A 17,627-nucleotide genomic window follows, 5' to 3' on the forward strand; every position below is an offset into this window, starting at 1 on the left:
GCGGAGGTTGCCGGCCAGCGGCCGGCACTACCGGAATCCGGCGGCGCTACACCCGTCGCGCGATCACCGTGGCCAACAGCGCAAGGCCGAAGGTGATGGCCAGGCACAGCAGGTAGCCGGTGTGCGGGGTGCTTTCCACGAACAACGCGAACAATGCGCCGGAGACCGCCAGCGCGGTGGTCACCGACAGGGCCTCGCTCAGCTGCAGTGCCGAGGTGTTGGCACCCTGCTCCCGCGGCGCCGACAACGACAGCGTCAACACCGACAGGCTGGCGTAGATCATGCCCATGCCGAAGCCGGTCACGGCCCAGCCGAGCAGCGACACCGGCAGTGGCACTACGTTGAACAGCACGGCCAGCGTGGCGGCGATGCCGACCGTCATCATCATCGTGCCGGCGCGCAGCAGCTGCTGGCGTGACCAGCCACGCTGCTGGTGGCCCTGCAGCCACGAGCCGGTGAACCAGCCCAGCGCACCGAGACTGAGTACGGCACCGGCCCAGCTGGGCGAAAGGCCACGTTCGCGCTGCAGCAGCAGTGGCAGGTAGGCCTCGCAGGCGAAGAAGGCGGCTGCCGCGATGCCACGCAGCGCGATCACGCTGGGCAGGCCACGGCGCAGGATCAGTGTTCCGGGCGGAAGCAGTCGATGTACGCAGAACAGCAGCGCCAGCACCGCCACACCGATGCAGAGCAGGGCAGGCAGGCCCTGCTGCTGGCCGCCGAAGTAGAGCAGCAGCGCCGCCAACGAGGCACCACTGGCCCAGCGCACCACGGTGCCTCGCCCATCGTCGGCGAGGCCGCCATCGGTGGGTTGCATGCGCGTAACTGCCGGACGCAGCAGCAGCGCGGCCGGAATGGCCAGCAGTGGCACGGCCAGGAACACCCAGCGCCAGCCCAGGTGCTGCACGATCAGGCCGCTCAACGCCGGGCCGACCATCGAAGGCACCACCCAGCCGGCCGAGAAGGCGGCGAACACCTTCGGCCGCAGGTGCTCCGGGTAGCTGCGGCCGACCATCACGTACAGCGAGACCGAGATCGCACCCGCACCCAGGCCCTGCAGCAGGCGTCCCGCCACCAGCATGCCCATGCGCATCGCAAAGCCGGCCAGCAACAGGCCCAGCACGAAGCAGGCCAATCCGTACCAGAGCGGCCGTGCCGGACCATGGTGATCGGCCCAGCGCCCGGCGAGGGTCATGCCGATCACGCTGGTGGCCAGGGTACCGCCGAAGGCCAGTGCGTACAGGCGCAGGCCATCCAGCGCCTCGGCCACGGTGGGCATCGCGGCCGCAACGGCCAATGCCTCGAAGGCGTGCAGCGCGACCAGCGCGACCATGCCGAGGGTGGTCGCGCGATAGCGTGCGGACAGGATCGAGGTGTCAGCCGGCAGGTGGGCGGCGGCGGGCGAGAGGGTCGGGGGCATACGGGTCAGATGCGGGCCGCGCTTGTCAACTGGCGGCGAAGATAGCAGCATGACACCTCAACAGCAGTTGAGGTCAAGCAATGGTGTCCCAGGAACTGAGCGTGGGCGAAGTCGCCCAGCGCAGTGGCGTGGCGGTTTCGGCGCTGCACTTCTACGAGCGCAAGGGGTTGATCAGCAGCCTGCGCACTTCGGGTAACCAGCGCCGCTATAGCCGCGACGTGCTGCGCCGGCTGGCGGTGATCCGCGTTGCGCAGCGCGTGGGCATGCCGCTGGAAGCGGTCGGCCGTGCCTTCGAAAGCCTGCCCGAGGGCCGCGCCCCGACCAAGGCCGACTGGGCCAGGCTGTCCGCGCGCTGGCGCACCGAGCTGGAAGAACGCATCCACATGCTGCAACTGCTGCGCGATGAGCTCACCGGCTGTATCGGCTGCGGCTGCCTGTCGCTGCAGCGCTGCCGCCTGGCCAACCCGGGGGATGTGCTTGGCGAACGCGGCGACGGCCCGATGCGCTGGGAGTGACCTGCGAAAAGGGGACGGAGGGGATTATGTCGTTTGTGCATTGACGACTTGATCCCCTCCGTCCCTTCTTTCTTACCAGACCGTGATCGTCTCGCCGCTCTGGATGCCTTCCACTGCACGCTGGAAGGCCAGCGCCGCGCGCTGCGCGCTCACCGCTTCAAAGCCCGGGAAGTAGGGTCCGTAGGCTGCCATCGATTCGATCAGCACGTTCGGGCTGACCACGTTGATGCGCAGGCCACGCGGCAGCAGTTCCAACGCGGCGGCACGCACGAAGCCTTCCAGCGCGGCATTCACCGAGGTGGCGTTGACGCCATCGCGGATCGGCTGTGCACTGACGATGCCGCTGGTCAGGGTGATCGAGCCGCCGGCGTTGAGATGGTGCTGCGCCGCCAGTGTCAGCCGCACCTGGCCCAGCAGCTTGTCCTGCAGGCCGAGGTTGAACTGCGCCGGAGTCATGTCCTGCAGCGGACCGAAGTGCAGCTTGCCGGCGGTGGAAATCACCGCATCAACCGGGCCGGTACGCGAGAACAGTTCGGCGACGCTGGCGTCGTCGGTCAGGTCCACGCGCAGTTCGCCGCTGCTGCGGCCGGCGGCGAGAATCTGATGCTGTTGGCCGAGCTGGCGGGCGACTGCCTGGCCGAGGGTGCCGCTGGCACCAACGAGGAGGATCTTCATGGCCGTTCCTTGCGTGAGGGAGTAAGCGCAGTCTGCGCCGTCACAGTGGGGTTAGGTAAGCGGCGTATGCTTTGCAGATTCCTAACTCCGGATTAGCAATGGACACCCTTCGCTGCATGCAGGCTTTCGTCGCGGTAGCCGAGTGCGGCAGCTTTGCAGGGGCCGCTGAAGAGTTGCAGGTCTCGGCGGTGATGGTCGGCAAGTACATCCAGCAGCTGGAGGCGCACCTGGGCACCGCGTTGCTGCAACGGAACACCCGCCGCCAGCGCCTGACCGAAGCCGGCAGCGCCTACCTGGCCGGGTGCCGGCAGGTGCTGGAGCAGGTGCAGCAGGCCGAGGCCGACGTGGCCGGCCTGCAGGTTCAACCGCGCGGGCTGCTGCGGGTCAGCGCACCCACCACCTGGGGCAGCTGCGTGCTGGCGCCACAACTGGCCGGCCTGCTGCGCGCGCAGCCGCAGCTGAACGTTGAACTGGATCTGAGCAACCGCCGTGTGGATCTGATCGAGGACGGCTTCGACGTGGCGATCCGGGTCGGGCCACTGCCGTCGCAGGAGGTGGTGGCGCGGCCGCTGCCACCGTATGCGATGAGCCTGTGCGCGGCGCCGTCCTACCTGCGCCGGCGCGGCACGCCGCGTACGCCCGCCGATCTGGAAGGGCATGACTGCCTGAGCCATCTGGCCTGGCGCGGTGGCCACGGCTGGCAGCTGGCCAACGGTGAACAGGTGGACTGGGAAGCGCGCCTGACCTGCAATGATGGTGTTGCACTGCGCGAAGCCGCGGTGGCCGGGGCCGGGCTGGTGCTGCAGCCGACCGCACTGCTGGCCGGGGAGATTGCAGCCGGGCGGTTGAAGCCGCTGCTGCGCGACTACCTGCCCGAACCGCGGCCGATGCACCTGATCTACCTGCCCGACCGCAGGCCGCGCCCGCGGTTGCAGTGCTTCGTCGATTTCGTCATGACCACGTTGGCGCAATAAGCATCCACGCCATGCGTGGATGATGGTAGGTGCCGACCATTGGTCGGCACACATCGGGATCAATCATTCACCGCAGACAGCAGAGCACCGTGCATTCCAGCGGCGACAGGTATCAATAGATCCACGCCATGCGTGGATGATGGTAGGTGCCGACCGTTGGTCGGCACACATCGGGATCAATCATTCGCCGCAGACAGTTCCTGCCCACGCACCTGCGCGGCGCGCAGTGCCGTATCCACCAGGGCCTCGAAGCCACCGGCCTGGAAGCTCTCGATCGCGGCCTGGGTGGTGCCGTTGGGCGAGGTCACGCGGCGGCGCAGTTCCGCCGGGCTTTCGCCAGCCTCATCCAGCATGCGCGAGGCGCCCAGCAGGGTCTGCACCACCAGCGTGCGCGCGGCGTCGGCCGGCAGGCCCTGGGCAATACCCGCCGCTTCCATGGCTTCGGCCAGCAGGAACACATAGGCCGGGCCGCTGCCGGAAACGGCAGTCACTGAATCCATCAGCCCCTCGCTGTCGATCCACACCGTGCGCCCGGCACTGGCCAGCACCTGCTCGGCCCGCGCGTGCTGCTGCGTGTCCACCGACGGTGTGGCGAACAGGCCGGTCACACCTGCGCCGAGCAGGGCAGGGGTGTTCGGCATCGCGCGCACCACTGCCAGGTCGCCCCCCAGCCAACGCTGCAGCTGCGCACTGGTGATGCCGGCGGCAATCGACACCACCAGCGGTCGGCTCGCCTGTGCCAGCGCCTGCAGAGACTGGCAGACCTCGCGCAGCACCTGCGGCTTCACCGCCAGGAGCCAGGTGCCACCCTGCGCGGCGGCATCGCTCGCGTTGTCATGCACCTGCACGCCGAAGTCGGCGGCCAGCGCCTGGCGCAGTTCGGCCACCGGTTCGGCGACGTGGATGTGCGCGGCCGGCACGCCCTGGCGGATCAGGCCGGCGATCAGGCTGCGCGCCATGTTGCCGCCGCCGATGAAGGTGATGGAATCAGCTGCCATGGAAGTCTCCTTGAAAAATCAGGCCGGGCGCGGGCGCGCGCCGAACAGGGCGGTGCCGATGCGCACCAGGGTGGCGCCCTCGGCGATGGCTTCGGCGTAGTCGCTGCTCATGCCCATCGACAGCGTGTCGATCTGCGCGTGCTGGGCAGCCAGCAACTGGAAAAGTGTGCGCATGCGCACGAATGCATCCCGACGGCGCTCGGCTTCGGGCCATGGCGCGGGAATCGCCATCAGTCCGCGCAGGCGCAGGGTGGGTTCGGCGGCAATCGCTGCGGCCAGTGCATCCACTTCTTCCGGTGCACAGCCATGCTTGCTGGATTCGTCGTCGATGTTGACCTGGATCAGCACGTTCAGCGGGCCTCGCGCGGCCGGGCGATGGCGTGCCAGCGCGGTCACCAGCTTGGGGCGGTCCACGCTCTGCACCCAGTCGAAATGGCTGGCCACGGCCTCGGCCTTGTTCGACTGCAGGTGGCCGATCAGGTGCCATTCCAGCGCCAGGTGCTGCAGCGCCTGCATCTTGGCCAGTGCCTCCTGCACGTAGTTCTCGCCGAAGGCGTGCTGGCCCTGCGCGGCCAGCGCGGCCACGGCCTCGGCCGGCTGGGTCTTGGACACCGCCAGCAGGCGTGGGTCGGGCCTGCCAGCGGCCTCGGCGGCGGCATGCAGGTTGCTCAGGATCTGGGGCAGGGGAGTGGCCACGTAACGCGTTCCGTTGAATCAGGAGGCTATACTGCCGCCCGGGGAAAGATCCTTCCAGTCGAAGCCGTTATTGGGGAGTAGCCGCTCATGGATATCGCCGAACTGCTGGCGTTTTCCGTAAAGAACAAAGCGTCCGACCTGCACCTGTCCGCAGGCCTGCCGCCGATGATCCGCGTCGACGGCGACGTTCGCCGGATCAACATCCCAGCCCTGGACCACAAGCAGGTCCATGCGCTGGTGTACGACATCATGTCCGACAAGCAGCGCCGCGATTACGAGGAATTCCTCGAAGTGGACTTCTCCTTCGAGATTCCATCGCTGGCGCGCTTCCGAGTGAACGCGTTCAACCAGAACCGCGGTGCCGGTGCGGTGTTCCGTACCATTCCGTCCGAGGTGCTCACCCTCGAGGACCTGGCCTGCCCGCCGCTGTTCCGCGAAGTGATCCAGCAGCCGCAGGGCCTGATCCTGGTAACCGGCCCGACCGGTTCGGGCAAGTCGACCACGCTGGCGGCGATGATCGACTACATCAACAAGAACGAGTACGGCCACATCCTCACCGTCGAGGATCCGATCGAATTCGTGCATACCTCGCAGAAGTGCCTGATCAACCAGCGCGAAGTGCACCGCGACACGCATGGCTTCAATGAAGCACTGCGCTCGGCGCTGCGTGAGGACCCGGACATCATTCTGGTGGGCGAACTTCGTGACCTGGAAACCATCCGCCTGGCACTGACCGCAGCGGAAACCGGCCACCTGGTGTTCGGCACCCTGCATACCAGTTCGGCGGCCAAGACCATCGACCGCATCATCGACGTGTTCCCGGCCGGCGAAAAGCCGATGGTGCGCTCGATGTTGTCCGAGTCGTTGCGTGCGGTCATTTCGCAGGCGCTGCTGAAGAAGGTTGGCGGCGGTCGTACCGCAGCGTGGGAAATCATGGTCGGCACCCCGGCCATCCGCAACCTGATCCGCGAGGACAAGGTGGCGCAGATGTACTCGGCCATCCAGACTGGCCAGCAGTACGGCATGATGACCCTGGACCAGCACCTGCAGGACCTGGTCAAGCGCAGCCTGATCACCCGAAACCAGGCCCGTGAGTACGCCAAGGACAAGCGCCTGTTCGAGTAAGGCGGGGCAGTAACGGGGCAGCGTGCGCCAGTGCGCTGCTGTTCCCGTGTTGTTTCCTCCACCGACCGTTACCTGGTAAACCGCTTTCCGGGAGCCTGCCGTGAACACCACCGCGACCACCATCGATTTCACTTCGTTCCTCAAGCTGATGGCGCACCAGCGCGCCTCGGACCTGTTCATCACTGCGGGTATGCCGCCGGCAATGAAGGTCAACGGCAAGATCTCGCCGATCACGCAGACCCCGCTCACGCCGCAGCAGAGCCGCGACCTGGTCCTCAACGTGATGACCCCGGCGCAGCGCGAGGAATTCGAGAAGACCCACGAATGCAACTTCGCCATCGGCCTGTCCGGTGTCGGCCGCTTCCGCGTCAGCTGCTTCTACCAGCGCAACCAGGTCGGCATGGTGCTGCGTCGCATCGAGACGCGCATCCCGACGGTGGAAGAACTGAGCTTGCCGCCGATTATCAAGACCCTGGCGATGACCAAGCGCGGCATCATCCTGTTCGTCGGTGCCACCGGTACCGGTAAATCGACCTCGCTGGCAGCGATGATCGGTTACCGCAACCAGAACTCGACCGGCCACATCATCACCATCGAAGATCCGATCGAGTTCGTGCACAAGCACGAGGGCTGCATCATCACCCAGCGCGAAGTCGGCATCGATACCGACAGCTGGGAAGCCGCGCTGAAGAACACCCTGCGCCAGGCGCCGGACGTGATCATGATCGGTGAGGTGCGTACCCGCGAAGGCATGGACCACGCCATCGCGTTCGCCGAAACCGGCCACCTGGTGCTGTGCACCCTGCATGCCAACAACGCCAACCAGGCGATGGACCGCATCGTCAATTTCTTCCCGGAAGACCGCCGCAACCAGCTGCTGATGGACCTGTCGCTGAATCTCAAGGGCGTGGTCGCGCAGCAGCTGGTGCCGTCGCCCGATGGCCGCTCGCGCAAGGTGGCGATGGAGATCCTGCTGGGCACGCCGCTGGTGCAGGACTACATCCGCGACGGCGAGATCCACAAGCTGAAGGAAGTGATGAAGGACTCGGTCCAGCTGGGCATGAAGACCTTCGACCAGAGCCTGTTCGAGCTGTACCAGGCCGGCGAGATCAGCTACGAGGACGCGCTGCGTTACGCCGATTCGCAGAACGAAGTGCGCCTGCGCATCAAGCTCAGCCAGGGCGGCGACGCACGCACGCTGTCACAGGGCCTGGATGGCGTGGAGATCTCCGAGATCCGCTGACCTGCAGATCTGTAGAGTCGACTGTCAGTCGACTCTCGCGCGCAGCGCGGGATTTTCCCGGCCGGTGAAAGAGCAGTCGACTAACAGTCGACTCTACCGGGCGCGTTGGCGATTGATGAATTCCAGTCATGACCAACTGCAACGCTGCCCATTCAATCGGCAGCCCCTGCAGGCGTATCGTCAGCGTTCCCCCCTCTGGAGCACGACGATGCAGACACGTGAACTCGGCCGCAGCGGCCTGAAGGTTTCCGCCTTGGGCCTGGGTTGCATGGGCCTGACCCATGCCTATGGCCAGCCGGTCGAGCGCAGCCAGGGCATCGCCCTGCTGCACGCTGCCGTTGAACGCGGCGTGACCTTCTTCGACACCGCCGAAGTGTACGGCCCGTACACCAATGAAGACCTGCTCGGCGAGGCCCTGGCGCCTTACCGCGACAAGCTGGTGATCGCCACCAAGTTCGGCTTCAGGGATGCGCGCACCGATACCGGCCTGGACAGCCGCCCCGAGAACATCCGCGCCGTGGCCGAAGCCAGTCTCAAGCGCCTGCGCACCGACCATATCGACCTGTTCTACCAGCACCGTGTCGACCCGAACGTGCCGATCGAGGACGTGGCTGGCACCGTGCGCGACCTGATCGCCGAGGGCAAGGTCGGCCACTTCGGCCTGTCCGAGGCCAGCGCCGCCACCGTGCGCCGTGCGCACGCGGTGCAGCCGGTGGCTGCCGTGCAGAGCGAGTATTCGCTGTGGTGGCGTGAACCGGAGCGCGAACTGCTGCCGGCCCTGCAGGAACTGGGCATCGGCTTCGTGCCGTTCAGTCCGCTCGGCCGTGGCTTCCTGACCGGCGCGATCAACGCCGACACCACCTTCGACGCCAACGATTTCCGCAACAGCGTGCCGCGCTTCGAAGTGGACGCCCGCCGCGCCAACCAGGCGCTGGTGGATCGCATCAGTACGATTGCTGCAGCACGCGGCGCGACCCCGGCGCAGGTGGCGCTGGCCTGGCTGCTGGCGCAGGCGTCGTGGATCGTGCCGATTCCGGGCACCACCAAGATCCACCGCCTGGAAGAGAACCTGGGCGCGGCTGACCTGCAGCTGGCGCCGGAGGAACTGCAGCGCATCGCGCAGGCGCTGGATGAAGTATCGATCGTCGGTGAGCGCTACAACGCCCAGCGTGCGGCGCAAGCCAAGGGCTGATCACCGGGTGCGGACCGAGGTGGGTGCGGACCGTCGGTCCGCACACCTCATCCAGCCATCGGCCCGCGCAGCGCATCCAGCACCGTGCGCATCGCCACCGTGACGTGGCGGCGCGACGGGTAGTACGCGTAGTAGCCATCGAAGTGCGGGCACCAGTCGTCCAGTACCGACTGCAGGCGGCCATCGTCCAGCATCGGCTGCACCTGGTCTTCCGGCAGCCAGGCCAGTCCGCTGCCGGCCAGCGCAGCGGCGCGGGTCATGCCCATGGTGTTGAAGGTCCACTGGCCGCTCACGCGCACGCTCAGTTCGTTGCCGTCCTGGCCGAAATCCCACGGCATCAGCCCGCCATGCGTGGGCAGGCGCAGGGTCACGCAGTTGTGGCCTGCCAGCTCGTCCGGATGGCGTGGGACCACGTGCTGGCGGAAGTAGCTGGGTGCACCGACCACGCGCATGCGCAGCGGCGGGCTGATCGGCACGGCGACCATGTCGCGCGCCAGGCGTTCGCCGAGGCGGATGCCGATGTCGTAGCGCTCAGCCACGATGTCGGCCAGCCCGTAGTCGGCGGTCAGTTCCACCTTGAGGTCCGGATACTGCTGCAGCAGCGGCGCCAGCCGTGGCCACGCGATGTACTCGGCGGCATGGCCGGTGGCATTGATGCGGATGGTGCCGGCCGGGCGTTCACGGTATTCGGCCAGCGCGGCCAGTCCGTCCTCGATCTCGGCCAGGCGCGGGCCCAGGGTGTCGAGCAGGCGGGCACCGGCTTCGGTGGTGGACACGCTCCGAGTGGTGCGGGTCAGCAGGCGCACGCCCAGGCGCTGTTCCAGGCCGCGCATGGCATGGCTGAGCGCGGACTGGGACACGCCCAGCTGGGCGGCGGCCTTGGTGAAGCTGCCCTCGCGGGCAACGTGCACGAAGGCCTGCAGGTCGTTGAGGTTTTCGCGGGGCATGACGGGATGATACGGCCGGGCTGCGCCCGGCACCTGCCGAATCAACGTCAACGGCAACGTCAAAAGCTGGCTTCCCGTGGGAGGCGGGGTGGCTCAGGTTGCGGGGGACGGCGCAAGTCCCCCTCCGGGGCCCGGCCCAGCCGCTGGCGGCTGTGCGTTCGGGCGCTTGCGAAGCAGTGCTTCGCAAGCAAAGCGCCCTCACCCATGAAGCTCGGTCGCGCTTGCTCGTGTGTGCTGTCCTGCGCACACGGCAAGACCGGGGTTGGTCGTCCTGCCCAACCCGCCCGAGGCATGCCTCGGGCCCATGCGGCTTACACCCCGCAACCTGAGCCGCCCCGCCTTCGACAATTTCCCGCTGCTGTTGGTGGGTGCCGACCGTTGGTCGGCACGGGATCCGGCCCCACGACGTGAGGGTGTGTCGATTTCAGGGACTGTGGTTCGTCGAATGAATGACTTCAACGGGAGCTGCACATGAGCACTGACACCAAGCCGAAAGGCCCGGCCTCGTATTTCCCCTCCATCGAGAAGACCTACGGGCAGCCGGTGGCGCACTGGTTCGGGCTGCTGGCCGGGAAGAAGGGCCTGAAACACATGGAACTGGTCAGCTTCCTGAAAAGTGAGCATGGGCTGGGCCATGGCCATGCCAATGCGCTGGTGGCGCACCATCTGGCCGGCAAGGGCTGAGCAGCGGCGGGCCGGAGATCGGGCGGGGCGCATTCAGCTGAACGATTTCATCTGCAACTGTCATGCAGATCGTGTCTAATACCGATCCCCACCTGCTGTTCCCCACCCGCATGTCCCTTCCCTCCCATGGCCCCGCGCCGTGCGACGACGCTGACGGCCACCTGGTCACCGCCGGTCCGCTGACCCCGCCGCCCGACAGCGCCGGCACCACCGCCGACGAAAAAGCGCTGCGCCACTCGATCGCCGAGGACGTGCAGGGCATGGTGCTGGCCACGATGGTGGCCTCGCTGGGCCTGGCCATCTTCGCCAAGGGCGGGCTGATGATCGGCGGCATGGCGGGCATGGCGTTCCTGCTGCACTACGCGATGGGCTGGAACTTCGGCCTGGTGTTCGTGCTGGTCAACCTGCCGTTCTACTGGGTGGCGCTGCGGCGCATGGGTTGGGAATTCACCCTGAAGACCTTCGCTGCGGTCACCGCCTGTGGCGTGTTGACCGACCTGCTGCCGCGCTGGATCGACTTCTCGCACATCAACCCGCTGTATTCGGCGATCGTCGGCGGTGCGTTGTCCGGCCTGGGCATCCTGTTCTTCATCCGCCATCGTGCCAGTCTCGGCGGCATCGGCATCCTGGCGGTGTACCTGCAGCGCACCCGTGGCTGGAGCGCGGGCAAGGTGCAGATGTCCTACGACGCCTGCCTGATGGTGGCCGCGTTCTTCGTGTTGTCGCCGTCGAAGGTGCTGTACTCGGCCATCGGCGCGGTGGTGCTCAGCCTGGTGCTGATGTTCAACCACCGCCCCGGCCGCTACATGGGCGTGTGACCGTTCAACGGGGTTCCCGGCCAGCGGCCGGCACTACCGGAACCCACGCGTAGTAACGCCGGGCCATGCCCGGCGGATATCCATCAGCGGGCGGCGGCCTTCAGCCACGGCGGCGACAGCGTCAGCAGCCGCGCATGCACCGGGCAGTCCTCGGCATGCGCACCGGGGAGGTAGCCCAGGCTCATCAGGAACTCGCCGGTGATCTCGCCGCCGGTGAAGCGGAAGGTCTTCTTGAACAGCTTCACCCAGTTGGCCTTGCTGCGCGGGTGGTGCGCGTCCAGCCACGCCGCGAAGCTGCCATGGCTGGCCCGCAGCTGCTGGATCACCTGCGCGTTGTGGATGGCCGCCAGCACCTTCAGCCGGTTGCGGATGATGCCCGCGTCCGACAGCAGGCGCTCGATGTCCTGCTCGGCGTATGCAGCCACGCGGTCCACATCGAAGCCGTCATAGGCCGTGCGGAAGCCCTCGCGCTTCTTCAGGATCGTTTCCCAGCTCAGGCCGGCCTGATTGATTTCCAGCACCAGCCGCTCGAACAGTTCGCGCTCGTCACGCTGCGGGAAGCCGTACTCGTTGGCGTGGTAGTAGTCATGCACCGGATGGCCCGGGGCGATGAGGCAGTAGCCGCTCATGGGGAAGACTCGGTGGATTCGGGTTCGGGATCGATGGCCACTGCGGGGCGCCCATCGATGGACAGCATCGGCCAGCGTGGCGGTTCGAGCGTGAGTTTGCCATCACGCAGCGCCTGGTTGATCGCCTCGGCCTGGCCGCTGGCGGTGCCGAACAGCGAACCGGCCCGGCGCCAGTGGGCATCCCTGCCACGTGCGTACAGCACGCAGTCCGGCCCACGGTGGGTGTACAGCTCGCACAGCAGCACTTCGCCAGTGCCATCGCCGTCCAGGTCGCGATGAACGATCAGGCAGTCGCGCTCGCTCTGGGCGCAGGATTCGCCATCGATCGCGCGCGTGGCCAGTGCCTGCCACCAATCGTCCGGTGGCGAGCTGGATCCCTTGGCCAGCTTCAACGCGCGCTGCAGGGCGACGACGTCCTGCGGCCCCTTGTCGAGGCGGTGGCCGTCATCCCAGCGCGAGGTACGTGCCAGCGCGGCAGCGATCACCTGTGGCGCGTTGGCATCGGCGGTGATGGCTGGGTCACGCTGCAGCTCGCGCAGCGCCTTCACGCCGCGGTGGCCAAGATCGAAGCGCAGCACGTTGACGTCACTGCTGGTGATTGCAGGCGGGTCCGCACGCAGGCGCGCCAGCTGGCTGGACAGGGTCAGCCGTACCGGGTCCAGCAGCGGCGAGTTGCCCAGCAACGCCAGTGCCAGCACCGCCCAGCACATCCAGCGGTTGACCGGCTCCAGCATCTGCAACCAGCGCCCCTGCCGGCGCAGCACCGCCAGCGCGTAGCCCGCGGCATAGCCGGCCACGGCCACTGCGACGAGTACCGCCCAGAACCGGTCCACGGTCCAGCCGTACTGCACCACGCGCAGCCCCAGTGCGTACAGGGCCAGTGCGGCGTAGGCCGGCAGCGCCAGCAGGCTGGCTTCAACCAGCCGGCGCAGCAGCAGCGGGTAGGGGGCGCTGTCTTCCCCCTGCTGGTAGACCGCGTTGGTGAACGTCACCAGCAGCAGCGACAGCACCAGCAGCAGGCCGGCGGCCGAGCGGGTCTTCCACAACGGTTCCAGCCCGGTAAGCGGCAGGCTCAGCACGAACAATACGGCGATGAACGAGAGCAGCGGCAACAGCCCACGGCAGATCGCGAACAGCACCTGACGGGTGATCTGGATGGCGCGGTGCTGGGTGCGCCCGATCAGTACGCCGAACCCGGCCAGGCTGCCGGTGGCCAGTGCGATGAACGCGTCCTGCCGGAACAGGTCGCGGAAGACGGTCACGTCGAGCAGCTGGAACAGCGCCGACCACAGCCACAACAGCAGCCAGGTCAGCCCGGTGAACAGTGCCGCCAGGGCCAGGGTCAGACCATTCTGCCAGGTGCGCTCGAACAGCTCGGGATAACTGGCACGCCAGTGCCCGTGCTGCAGCTGGAACTGCCACCAGGGCAGGACCACGAACACCGCAACGGCAATGCCCAGGGTCAACGGAAGCTGCAACGCGCCCGATTCCAGTGCGGTCTCGCCATTGAGGTTCCAGCCGATCCAGGCGGCCAGCGCCAGCACCACCGTCGAGCCGAGCACGGCCTGCAGCCACAGGCGGCGCTGGCCCAGCTCCACCAGGCTCAGCGCCACCGCGCTGGGAATGGCCAGCACCCAGGCGTACCAGCAGTAGCGCCAGCCGATATCGCGGAACGGCCACGCGTCGGACAGTTCCTGCGCGGCATACAGCATCAGGCCCTGCAGCAGGGCAAGCAGGACGATGGCGCTGCGTGCCGGCAGGGTCAGGGGCGTTGAAGACTGCATCGATGACCTTCCATGGCAAAGCACCATCCTAGCCCATCGCTGTTCGACGCCATCGCGCGACCATCCCGCCCCCAGCAGGTAGAATAGGACCATGCCTGTAACGCCGACCTCCCTTGCCGATCACCTGCTCGTCGCGCTGCCGTCGCTGCTCGACGCGACCTTCGCCCGCAGCGTCGCGCTGATCTGCCAGCACGACGAGAACGGGGCGATGGGCGTGCTGGTCAACCAGCCTTCCGAGTACACGCTGGGTGAAGTGCTTGCACAGATGGACATCACCACCGGTGATGGCGACCTGCAGGCGCGCATGGTGCTCAACGGCGGCCCGGTGCATCCCGAGCGCGGCTTCGTCATCCATGACGACGCGCGGGCGTGGGATTCCAGCCTGACCGTGGGCGACGGCCTGTACCTGACCACCTCGCGCGACATCCTCGAAGCGATGGCGCGCGGCGAGGGCCCGGCCAATGCCGTGGTCACCCTCGGCTGTGCCGGTTGGGGCGCCGGGCAGCTGGAAAGCGAGCTGTCCGAGAACAGCTGGCTGACCGTGCCGGCCGATGCCGAGCTGGTGTTCCAGCTGCCGCTGGAGCAGCGCTGGCAGGGTGCGGCCTCGCGCATCGGCGTGGACCTGTTCCGGCTGACCGACTACAGCGGCCATGTCTGAGCCCATCACGCCCGCGCCGGATTCTGCTGCCCCGGCGATCCGCCGTGATGGCACCGTTCTGGGTTTCGATGTCGGCTCGCGACGGATCGGCGTGGCCATCGGCAGTGCCTTCGCCGCGCATGCGCGCGCGGTGGCCGTGGTCGATGTGCACGGCAACGGCCCGGACTGGACCGCGATCGAACGCCTGCTCAAGGAATGGAAGCCCGACGGCCTGGTGGTCGGCGACCCGCTGACCCTGGACGGCCAGGACCAGCCCAACCGCAAGCGCGCGCAGGGCTTCGCCCGCCAGCTGCGGGAGCGCTTCAAGCTGCCGGTGGTGATGATCGACGAGCGTTCCAGCTCAGTCGAGGCCGCACGCCGCTTCGCCGTCGAGCGCGCCGAAGGGCGCAAGCGCCGCCGTGATGCGGCTGCCCTCGATGCCGTCGCCGCAGCGGTGATCATCGACCGCTGGCTGTCGTCCCCCGACGACGCCACCCCCATTCCCTGACTGCCCGACACCGCCATGACCGCCCAGCAAATCGATGCCTCCGGACGCCTGCGCCACCTGCTGACCCTGGAGGGCCTGCCGCGCGAAACGCTGCTGCAGCTGCTCGACCGCGCAGGGCAGATCCGCGATGCCGCAGTCGGCCGCGTCGGCAACAAGCGCCACGTGCTGGCCGGTTCGGCGGTGTGCACGCTGTTCTTCGAACCGTCCACGCGCACCCGCAGTTCGTTCCAGCTGGCCGCGCAGCGGCTGGGGGCGGACGTGCTGAATTTCGACGCCTCGACCTCCTCTACCCGCAAGGGTGAGACCGCCTGCGACACGCTGCGCAACCTGGAAGCGATGGGCGTGCGCGGCTTCGTGGTGCGCCACCCCGATGACGGCGCCGTGGCCGCACTGGCCGATGCGGCAGGCGAGGGCACCGCGCTGATCAATGCCGGTGACGGCCGCAGTTCGCACCCGACCCAGGGCCTGCTGGACATGCTGACCCTGCGCCAGGCCAAGGGCCCGGATTTCTCGAAGCTGAAAGTCGTGATCGTCGGCGACGTGAAGCACTCGCGCGTGGCCCGTACCGACCTGCATGCGCTGCGCACGCTGGGCGTGGGCGAGATCCGCGTGTGTGGCCCGCAGTCGCTGCTGCCGGACGACGAGACCCTGAAGGGCTGCGTGGTCGGCGATGATTTCGACGCGATGCTGGAAGGCGTCGATGCGCTGATGATGCTGCGCCTGCAGCGCGAGCGCATGGAAGAAGGCCTGGTGCCGTCGCTGGAGCAGTACCACGCGCAGTACGGCCTGACCAACGAACGCCTGGCGCGCGCGGGCAAGGATGCCGCGGTGCTGCACCCGGGCCCGATCAACCGCGGCGTGGAAGTGACCGACGAGGTGGCCGACGGCTCGCAGTCGTGGGTGCTGCGCCAGGTCGCCAACGGCGTCGCGGTGCGCATGGCCGTGCTGGAAACCCTGCTGGGCTGACCTGCCCTGGTGGGTGCCGACCGTTGGTCGGCACGGTTGATCTGTCCTTATCCGATCCGGTGGGTGCCGACCGTTGGTCGGCATGGTTGATCTGTCCTTATCCGATCCGGTGTGTGCCGACCGTTGGTCGGCATGGTTGATCTGACCTTATCCGATCCGGTGGGTGCCGACCGTTGGTCGGCACGGTTGATCTGTCCTTATCCGATCCGGTGGGTGCCGACCGTTGGTCGGCACTGAACCGTCAGTGCGGTGAAGTGCGGGCCTAGCCATGGAATGGTTCCGGGCCTACCTGTACTGACGTGATTGCCCGATAGAACCGGAGTAGCGGCAGGCGCACGCTTGGGCCCATGAGCCGCGCACGCCTACGCCTTGGCCGCCATTCCCGGATCGGACAATCCTACATCCTGACCACCGTCATCCAGGAGCGTCGACGCTACTTCGATGATGCCACTGCGGCACAGGAGGTGATGGATGTGTTCCGTCGCATTGATGCTGAGGGCCTGACGCACTCACTTGCCTATGTGGTCATGCCGGACCACATCCATTGGCTTGTGGAGATCCGTGCGTTCTCGCTGGACTACATCATGCAACGCTTCAAATCGAGCAGTACATTGCGGATCAACCGCATGCTGGGTAGGACAGGACCATTCTGGCAATCGAGCTATCACGATCACGCCATTCGTTCTGAAGAATCACTGTTTCGCCATGCGATGTACATCGTCGCCAACCCGGTCAGGGCGAACTTGGCGAGCTGCGTGGGAGAGTATCCGTATGCCTGGTGCCGATGGGAGATCGATGAGAGGTACCAGGCAATGGATTACCCCGAAGCGGAGAGGTAGTGCCGACCAACGGTCGGCACCCACCCATACCCAAGCCGACCAACGGTCGGCACCCACCAATACCCAAGCCGACCAACGGTAGGCATCCACCAACAGGTGTTTCCCAGCAGAAGCTGCGGTTCAGCGCTTCTGCGCGAACAGCCATTCCCACATTGCCGGGTCGGCGTAGGTGGCGTCCCAGGCATTGTGGTTGCCTTCCGGGTATTCGGTGTAGCGCACGTCGCGTGCGGCGGCGCGCTGGAATGCGGCATGCAGTCTGCGGTCGTCGTCCGGCGGCACCACGTCATCCAGTGCGCCGTGGAAGATCCAGATCGGCGTGTGCTGCAGGCGCTGGGCAATCACCGCGTACGGGTCCGCTTCGTGCGCGACCTGCTCGACGAACAGGGTCGGGCGTACCGCACGCGGGGCGAGCACCGCGCCGCACACGGGGACGATCGCGGCAAAGCGGCGTGGGTCATCCAATGCGATGTTCCAGCTGCCATAGCCGCCCATCGACATGCCGGTCAGGTATTGCCGCGCCGGGTCGGCGCCGAATTCGGCGATCGTCGCGTCCAGCGCGGCCACTGCCGCACGGTTGTTGCGGCCGCTCCATTCCTCGTGGCCCGGCACCTGTGGGAACACCACCAGGGCGGGGAAATCGGGATGCGCACGCAGGTAAGGCCCCAGTCCGGCGTGGGTCTGCTTGACGCCATCGGCGCCGCGCTCGCCCGAGCCGTGCAGGAACAGGACGACCGGAAGGTGGGTGGGAGCGGCGGCCTGCACGCTAGCCGGAATGAACACCTGGTAGTAAGCCGTTTGCCCGTCCACCTTCACCGCGCGTGCTTCGAAGCGGCCACGCGCGCTGTCCGGCAGCGAAGTGCAACCGCTCATCATCAGAAGGGCCAGCAGTGGCAGCCAGCGCGACAGCAAACGGACCATGGGATTTTCCGAAGCGGCGAGATCGCCTGCATCGTAGTCCGCCGACGTCGGCACGGCATCGT

Annotated in this window: 18 protein-coding genes and 1 pseudogene; 11 read left to right on the top strand and 8 right to left on the bottom strand. The window is 67.2% G+C overall.

Annotation, left to right across the window (positions count from 1 at the left end):
• Positions 1 to 46 precede the first annotated feature (46 nt).
• Complete coding sequence (locus AC5P99_RS10760) at positions 47 to 1,468, bottom strand: MFS transporter (RefSeq protein ID WP_088436007.1); 1,422 nt, start codon at positions 1,466 to 1,468, stop codon at positions 47 to 49.
• 29 nt (positions 1,469 to 1,497) lie between these two features.
• Here AC5P99_RS10760 and soxR point away from each other — a divergent pair, with 29 nt between their 5' ends.
• The gene (gene soxR, locus AC5P99_RS10765; RefSeq protein WP_005412484.1) at positions 1,498 to 1,932 is read left to right on the top strand and encodes a redox-sensitive transcriptional activator SoxR; all 435 of its coding nucleotides are present in this window, start codon (positions 1,498 to 1,500) and stop codon (positions 1,930 to 1,932) included.
• Positions 1,933 to 2,004: 72 nt separating this feature from the next.
• Here soxR and AC5P99_RS10770 read toward each other — a convergent pair.
• Positions 2,005 to 2,616: pseudogene (locus tag AC5P99_RS10770) on the bottom strand (short chain dehydrogenase); the annotation flags it as partial.
• A gap of 89 nt (positions 2,617 to 2,705) precedes the next feature.
• Here AC5P99_RS10770 and AC5P99_RS10775 point away from each other — a divergent pair.
• Entirely contained in the window at positions 2,706 to 3,581 is an 876-nt protein-coding gene (locus tag AC5P99_RS10775; protein WP_099605049.1) for a LysR family transcriptional regulator, read from the top strand.
• A 176-nt stretch (positions 3,582 to 3,757) separates the two neighbouring features.
• Here the strand turns inward: AC5P99_RS10775 and proC are convergent, their stop codons facing one another.
• Together proC and AC5P99_RS10785 are read right to left on the bottom strand one after the other, a co-directional pair.
• Positions 3,758 to 4,579: a pyrroline-5-carboxylate reductase gene (proC, locus tag AC5P99_RS10780; RefSeq protein ID WP_005408367.1), complete on the bottom strand. Its 822-nt coding sequence runs from the start codon at positions 4,577 to 4,579 to the stop codon at positions 3,758 to 3,760.
• An 18-nt stretch (positions 4,580 to 4,597) separates the two neighbouring features.
• Positions 4,598 to 5,275 (bottom strand): YggS family pyridoxal phosphate-dependent enzyme, encoded by a 678-nt coding sequence (locus tag AC5P99_RS10785; RefSeq protein ID WP_005408368.1) that lies wholly within the window; start codon positions 5,273 to 5,275, stop codon positions 4,598 to 4,600.
• Positions 5,276 to 5,362: 87 nt separating this feature from the next.
• On the opposite strand from AC5P99_RS10785, the gene AC5P99_RS10790 reads away from it, so the two are divergent.
• The 3 genes from AC5P99_RS10790 (at position 5,363) to AC5P99_RS10800 (ending at position 8,835) form a co-directional block, all read left to right on the top strand.
• Complete coding sequence (locus tag AC5P99_RS10790) at positions 5,363 to 6,400, top strand: type IV pilus twitching motility protein PilT (protein ID WP_004147099.1); 1,038 nt, start codon at positions 5,363 to 5,365, stop codon at positions 6,398 to 6,400.
• Between the two features lie 100 nt (positions 6,401 to 6,500).
• Entirely contained in the window at positions 6,501 to 7,643 is a 1,143-nt protein-coding gene (locus AC5P99_RS10795) for a PilT/PilU family type 4a pilus ATPase (protein ID WP_005408369.1), read from the top strand.
• 208 nt (positions 7,644 to 7,851) lie between these two features.
• Entirely contained in the window at positions 7,852 to 8,835 is a 984-nt protein-coding gene (locus AC5P99_RS10800) for an aldo/keto reductase (RefSeq protein ID WP_005408370.1), read from the top strand.
• Between the two features lie 47 nt (positions 8,836 to 8,882).
• Here the strand turns inward: AC5P99_RS10800 and AC5P99_RS10805 are convergent, their stop codons facing one another.
• Positions 8,883 to 9,782 (bottom strand): LysR family transcriptional regulator, encoded by a 900-nt coding sequence (locus tag AC5P99_RS10805; RefSeq protein WP_049451062.1) that lies wholly within the window; start codon positions 9,780 to 9,782, stop codon positions 8,883 to 8,885.
• 471 nt (positions 9,783 to 10,253) lie between these two features.
• On the opposite strand from AC5P99_RS10805, the gene AC5P99_RS10810 reads away from it, so the two are divergent.
• Positions 10,254 to 10,466 (top strand): DUF4287 domain-containing protein, encoded by a 213-nt coding sequence (locus tag AC5P99_RS10810; RefSeq protein WP_014646220.1) that lies wholly within the window; start codon positions 10,254 to 10,256, stop codon positions 10,464 to 10,466.
• 110 nt (positions 10,467 to 10,576) lie between these two features.
• Positions 10,577 to 11,284 carry a YitT family protein gene (locus AC5P99_RS10815; protein WP_014036228.1) on the top strand — a complete coding sequence of 236 codons (708 nt, stop codon included), beginning with the start codon at positions 10,577 to 10,579 and terminating at the stop codon, positions 11,282 to 11,284.
• An 83-nt stretch (positions 11,285 to 11,367) separates the two neighbouring features.
• On the opposite strand, the gene AC5P99_RS10820 is transcribed toward AC5P99_RS10815, so the two are convergent.
• Both AC5P99_RS10820 and AC5P99_RS10825 read right to left on the bottom strand, forming a co-directional pair.
• Positions 11,368 to 11,913 (bottom strand): DNA-3-methyladenine glycosylase I, encoded by a 546-nt coding sequence (locus AC5P99_RS10820; protein WP_495213153.1) that lies wholly within the window; start codon positions 11,911 to 11,913, stop codon positions 11,368 to 11,370.
• Entirely contained in the window at positions 11,910 to 13,697 is a 1,788-nt protein-coding gene (locus AC5P99_RS10825) for a DUF4153 domain-containing protein (RefSeq protein ID WP_088436005.1), read from the bottom strand. The genes AC5P99_RS10820 and AC5P99_RS10825 overlap by 4 nt, the downstream gene beginning before the upstream one ends.
• A 91-nt stretch (positions 13,698 to 13,788) precedes the next feature.
• On the opposite strand from AC5P99_RS10825, the gene AC5P99_RS10830 reads away from it, so the two are divergent.
• From AC5P99_RS10830 to AC5P99_RS10845, 4 genes are all read left to right on the top strand, one after another.
• Positions 13,789 to 14,355, top strand: a complete 567-nt coding sequence (locus tag AC5P99_RS10830) for a YqgE/AlgH family protein (RefSeq protein WP_005408377.1) — start codon at positions 13,789 to 13,791, stop codon at positions 14,353 to 14,355.
• Complete coding sequence (gene ruvX, locus AC5P99_RS10835) at positions 14,348 to 14,842, top strand: Holliday junction resolvase RuvX (protein WP_005408378.1); 495 nt, start codon at positions 14,348 to 14,350, stop codon at positions 14,840 to 14,842. The genes AC5P99_RS10830 and ruvX overlap by 8 nt, the downstream gene beginning before the upstream one ends.
• A gap of 15 nt (positions 14,843 to 14,857) precedes the next feature.
• Positions 14,858 to 15,808, top strand: a complete 951-nt coding sequence (locus AC5P99_RS10840; protein WP_049451058.1) for an aspartate carbamoyltransferase catalytic subunit — start codon at positions 14,858 to 14,860, stop codon at positions 15,806 to 15,808.
• A gap of 347 nt (positions 15,809 to 16,155) precedes the next feature.
• Positions 16,156 to 16,647, top strand: a complete 492-nt coding sequence (locus AC5P99_RS10845) for an REP-associated tyrosine transposase (RefSeq protein ID WP_088436004.1) — start codon at positions 16,156 to 16,158, stop codon at positions 16,645 to 16,647.
• 120 nt (positions 16,648 to 16,767) lie between these two features.
• Here AC5P99_RS10845 and AC5P99_RS10850 read toward each other — a convergent pair whose 3' ends face one another.
• Positions 16,768 to 17,565, bottom strand: coding sequence for a carboxylesterase family protein (locus tag AC5P99_RS10850; RefSeq protein WP_099605450.1), 798 nt, complete (start codon positions 17,563 to 17,565; stop codon positions 16,768 to 16,770).
• Positions 17,566 to 17,627 lie beyond the last annotated feature (62 nt).

This window comes from Stenotrophomonas sp. YJH_SMC_80 (genome assembly GCF_059372495.1).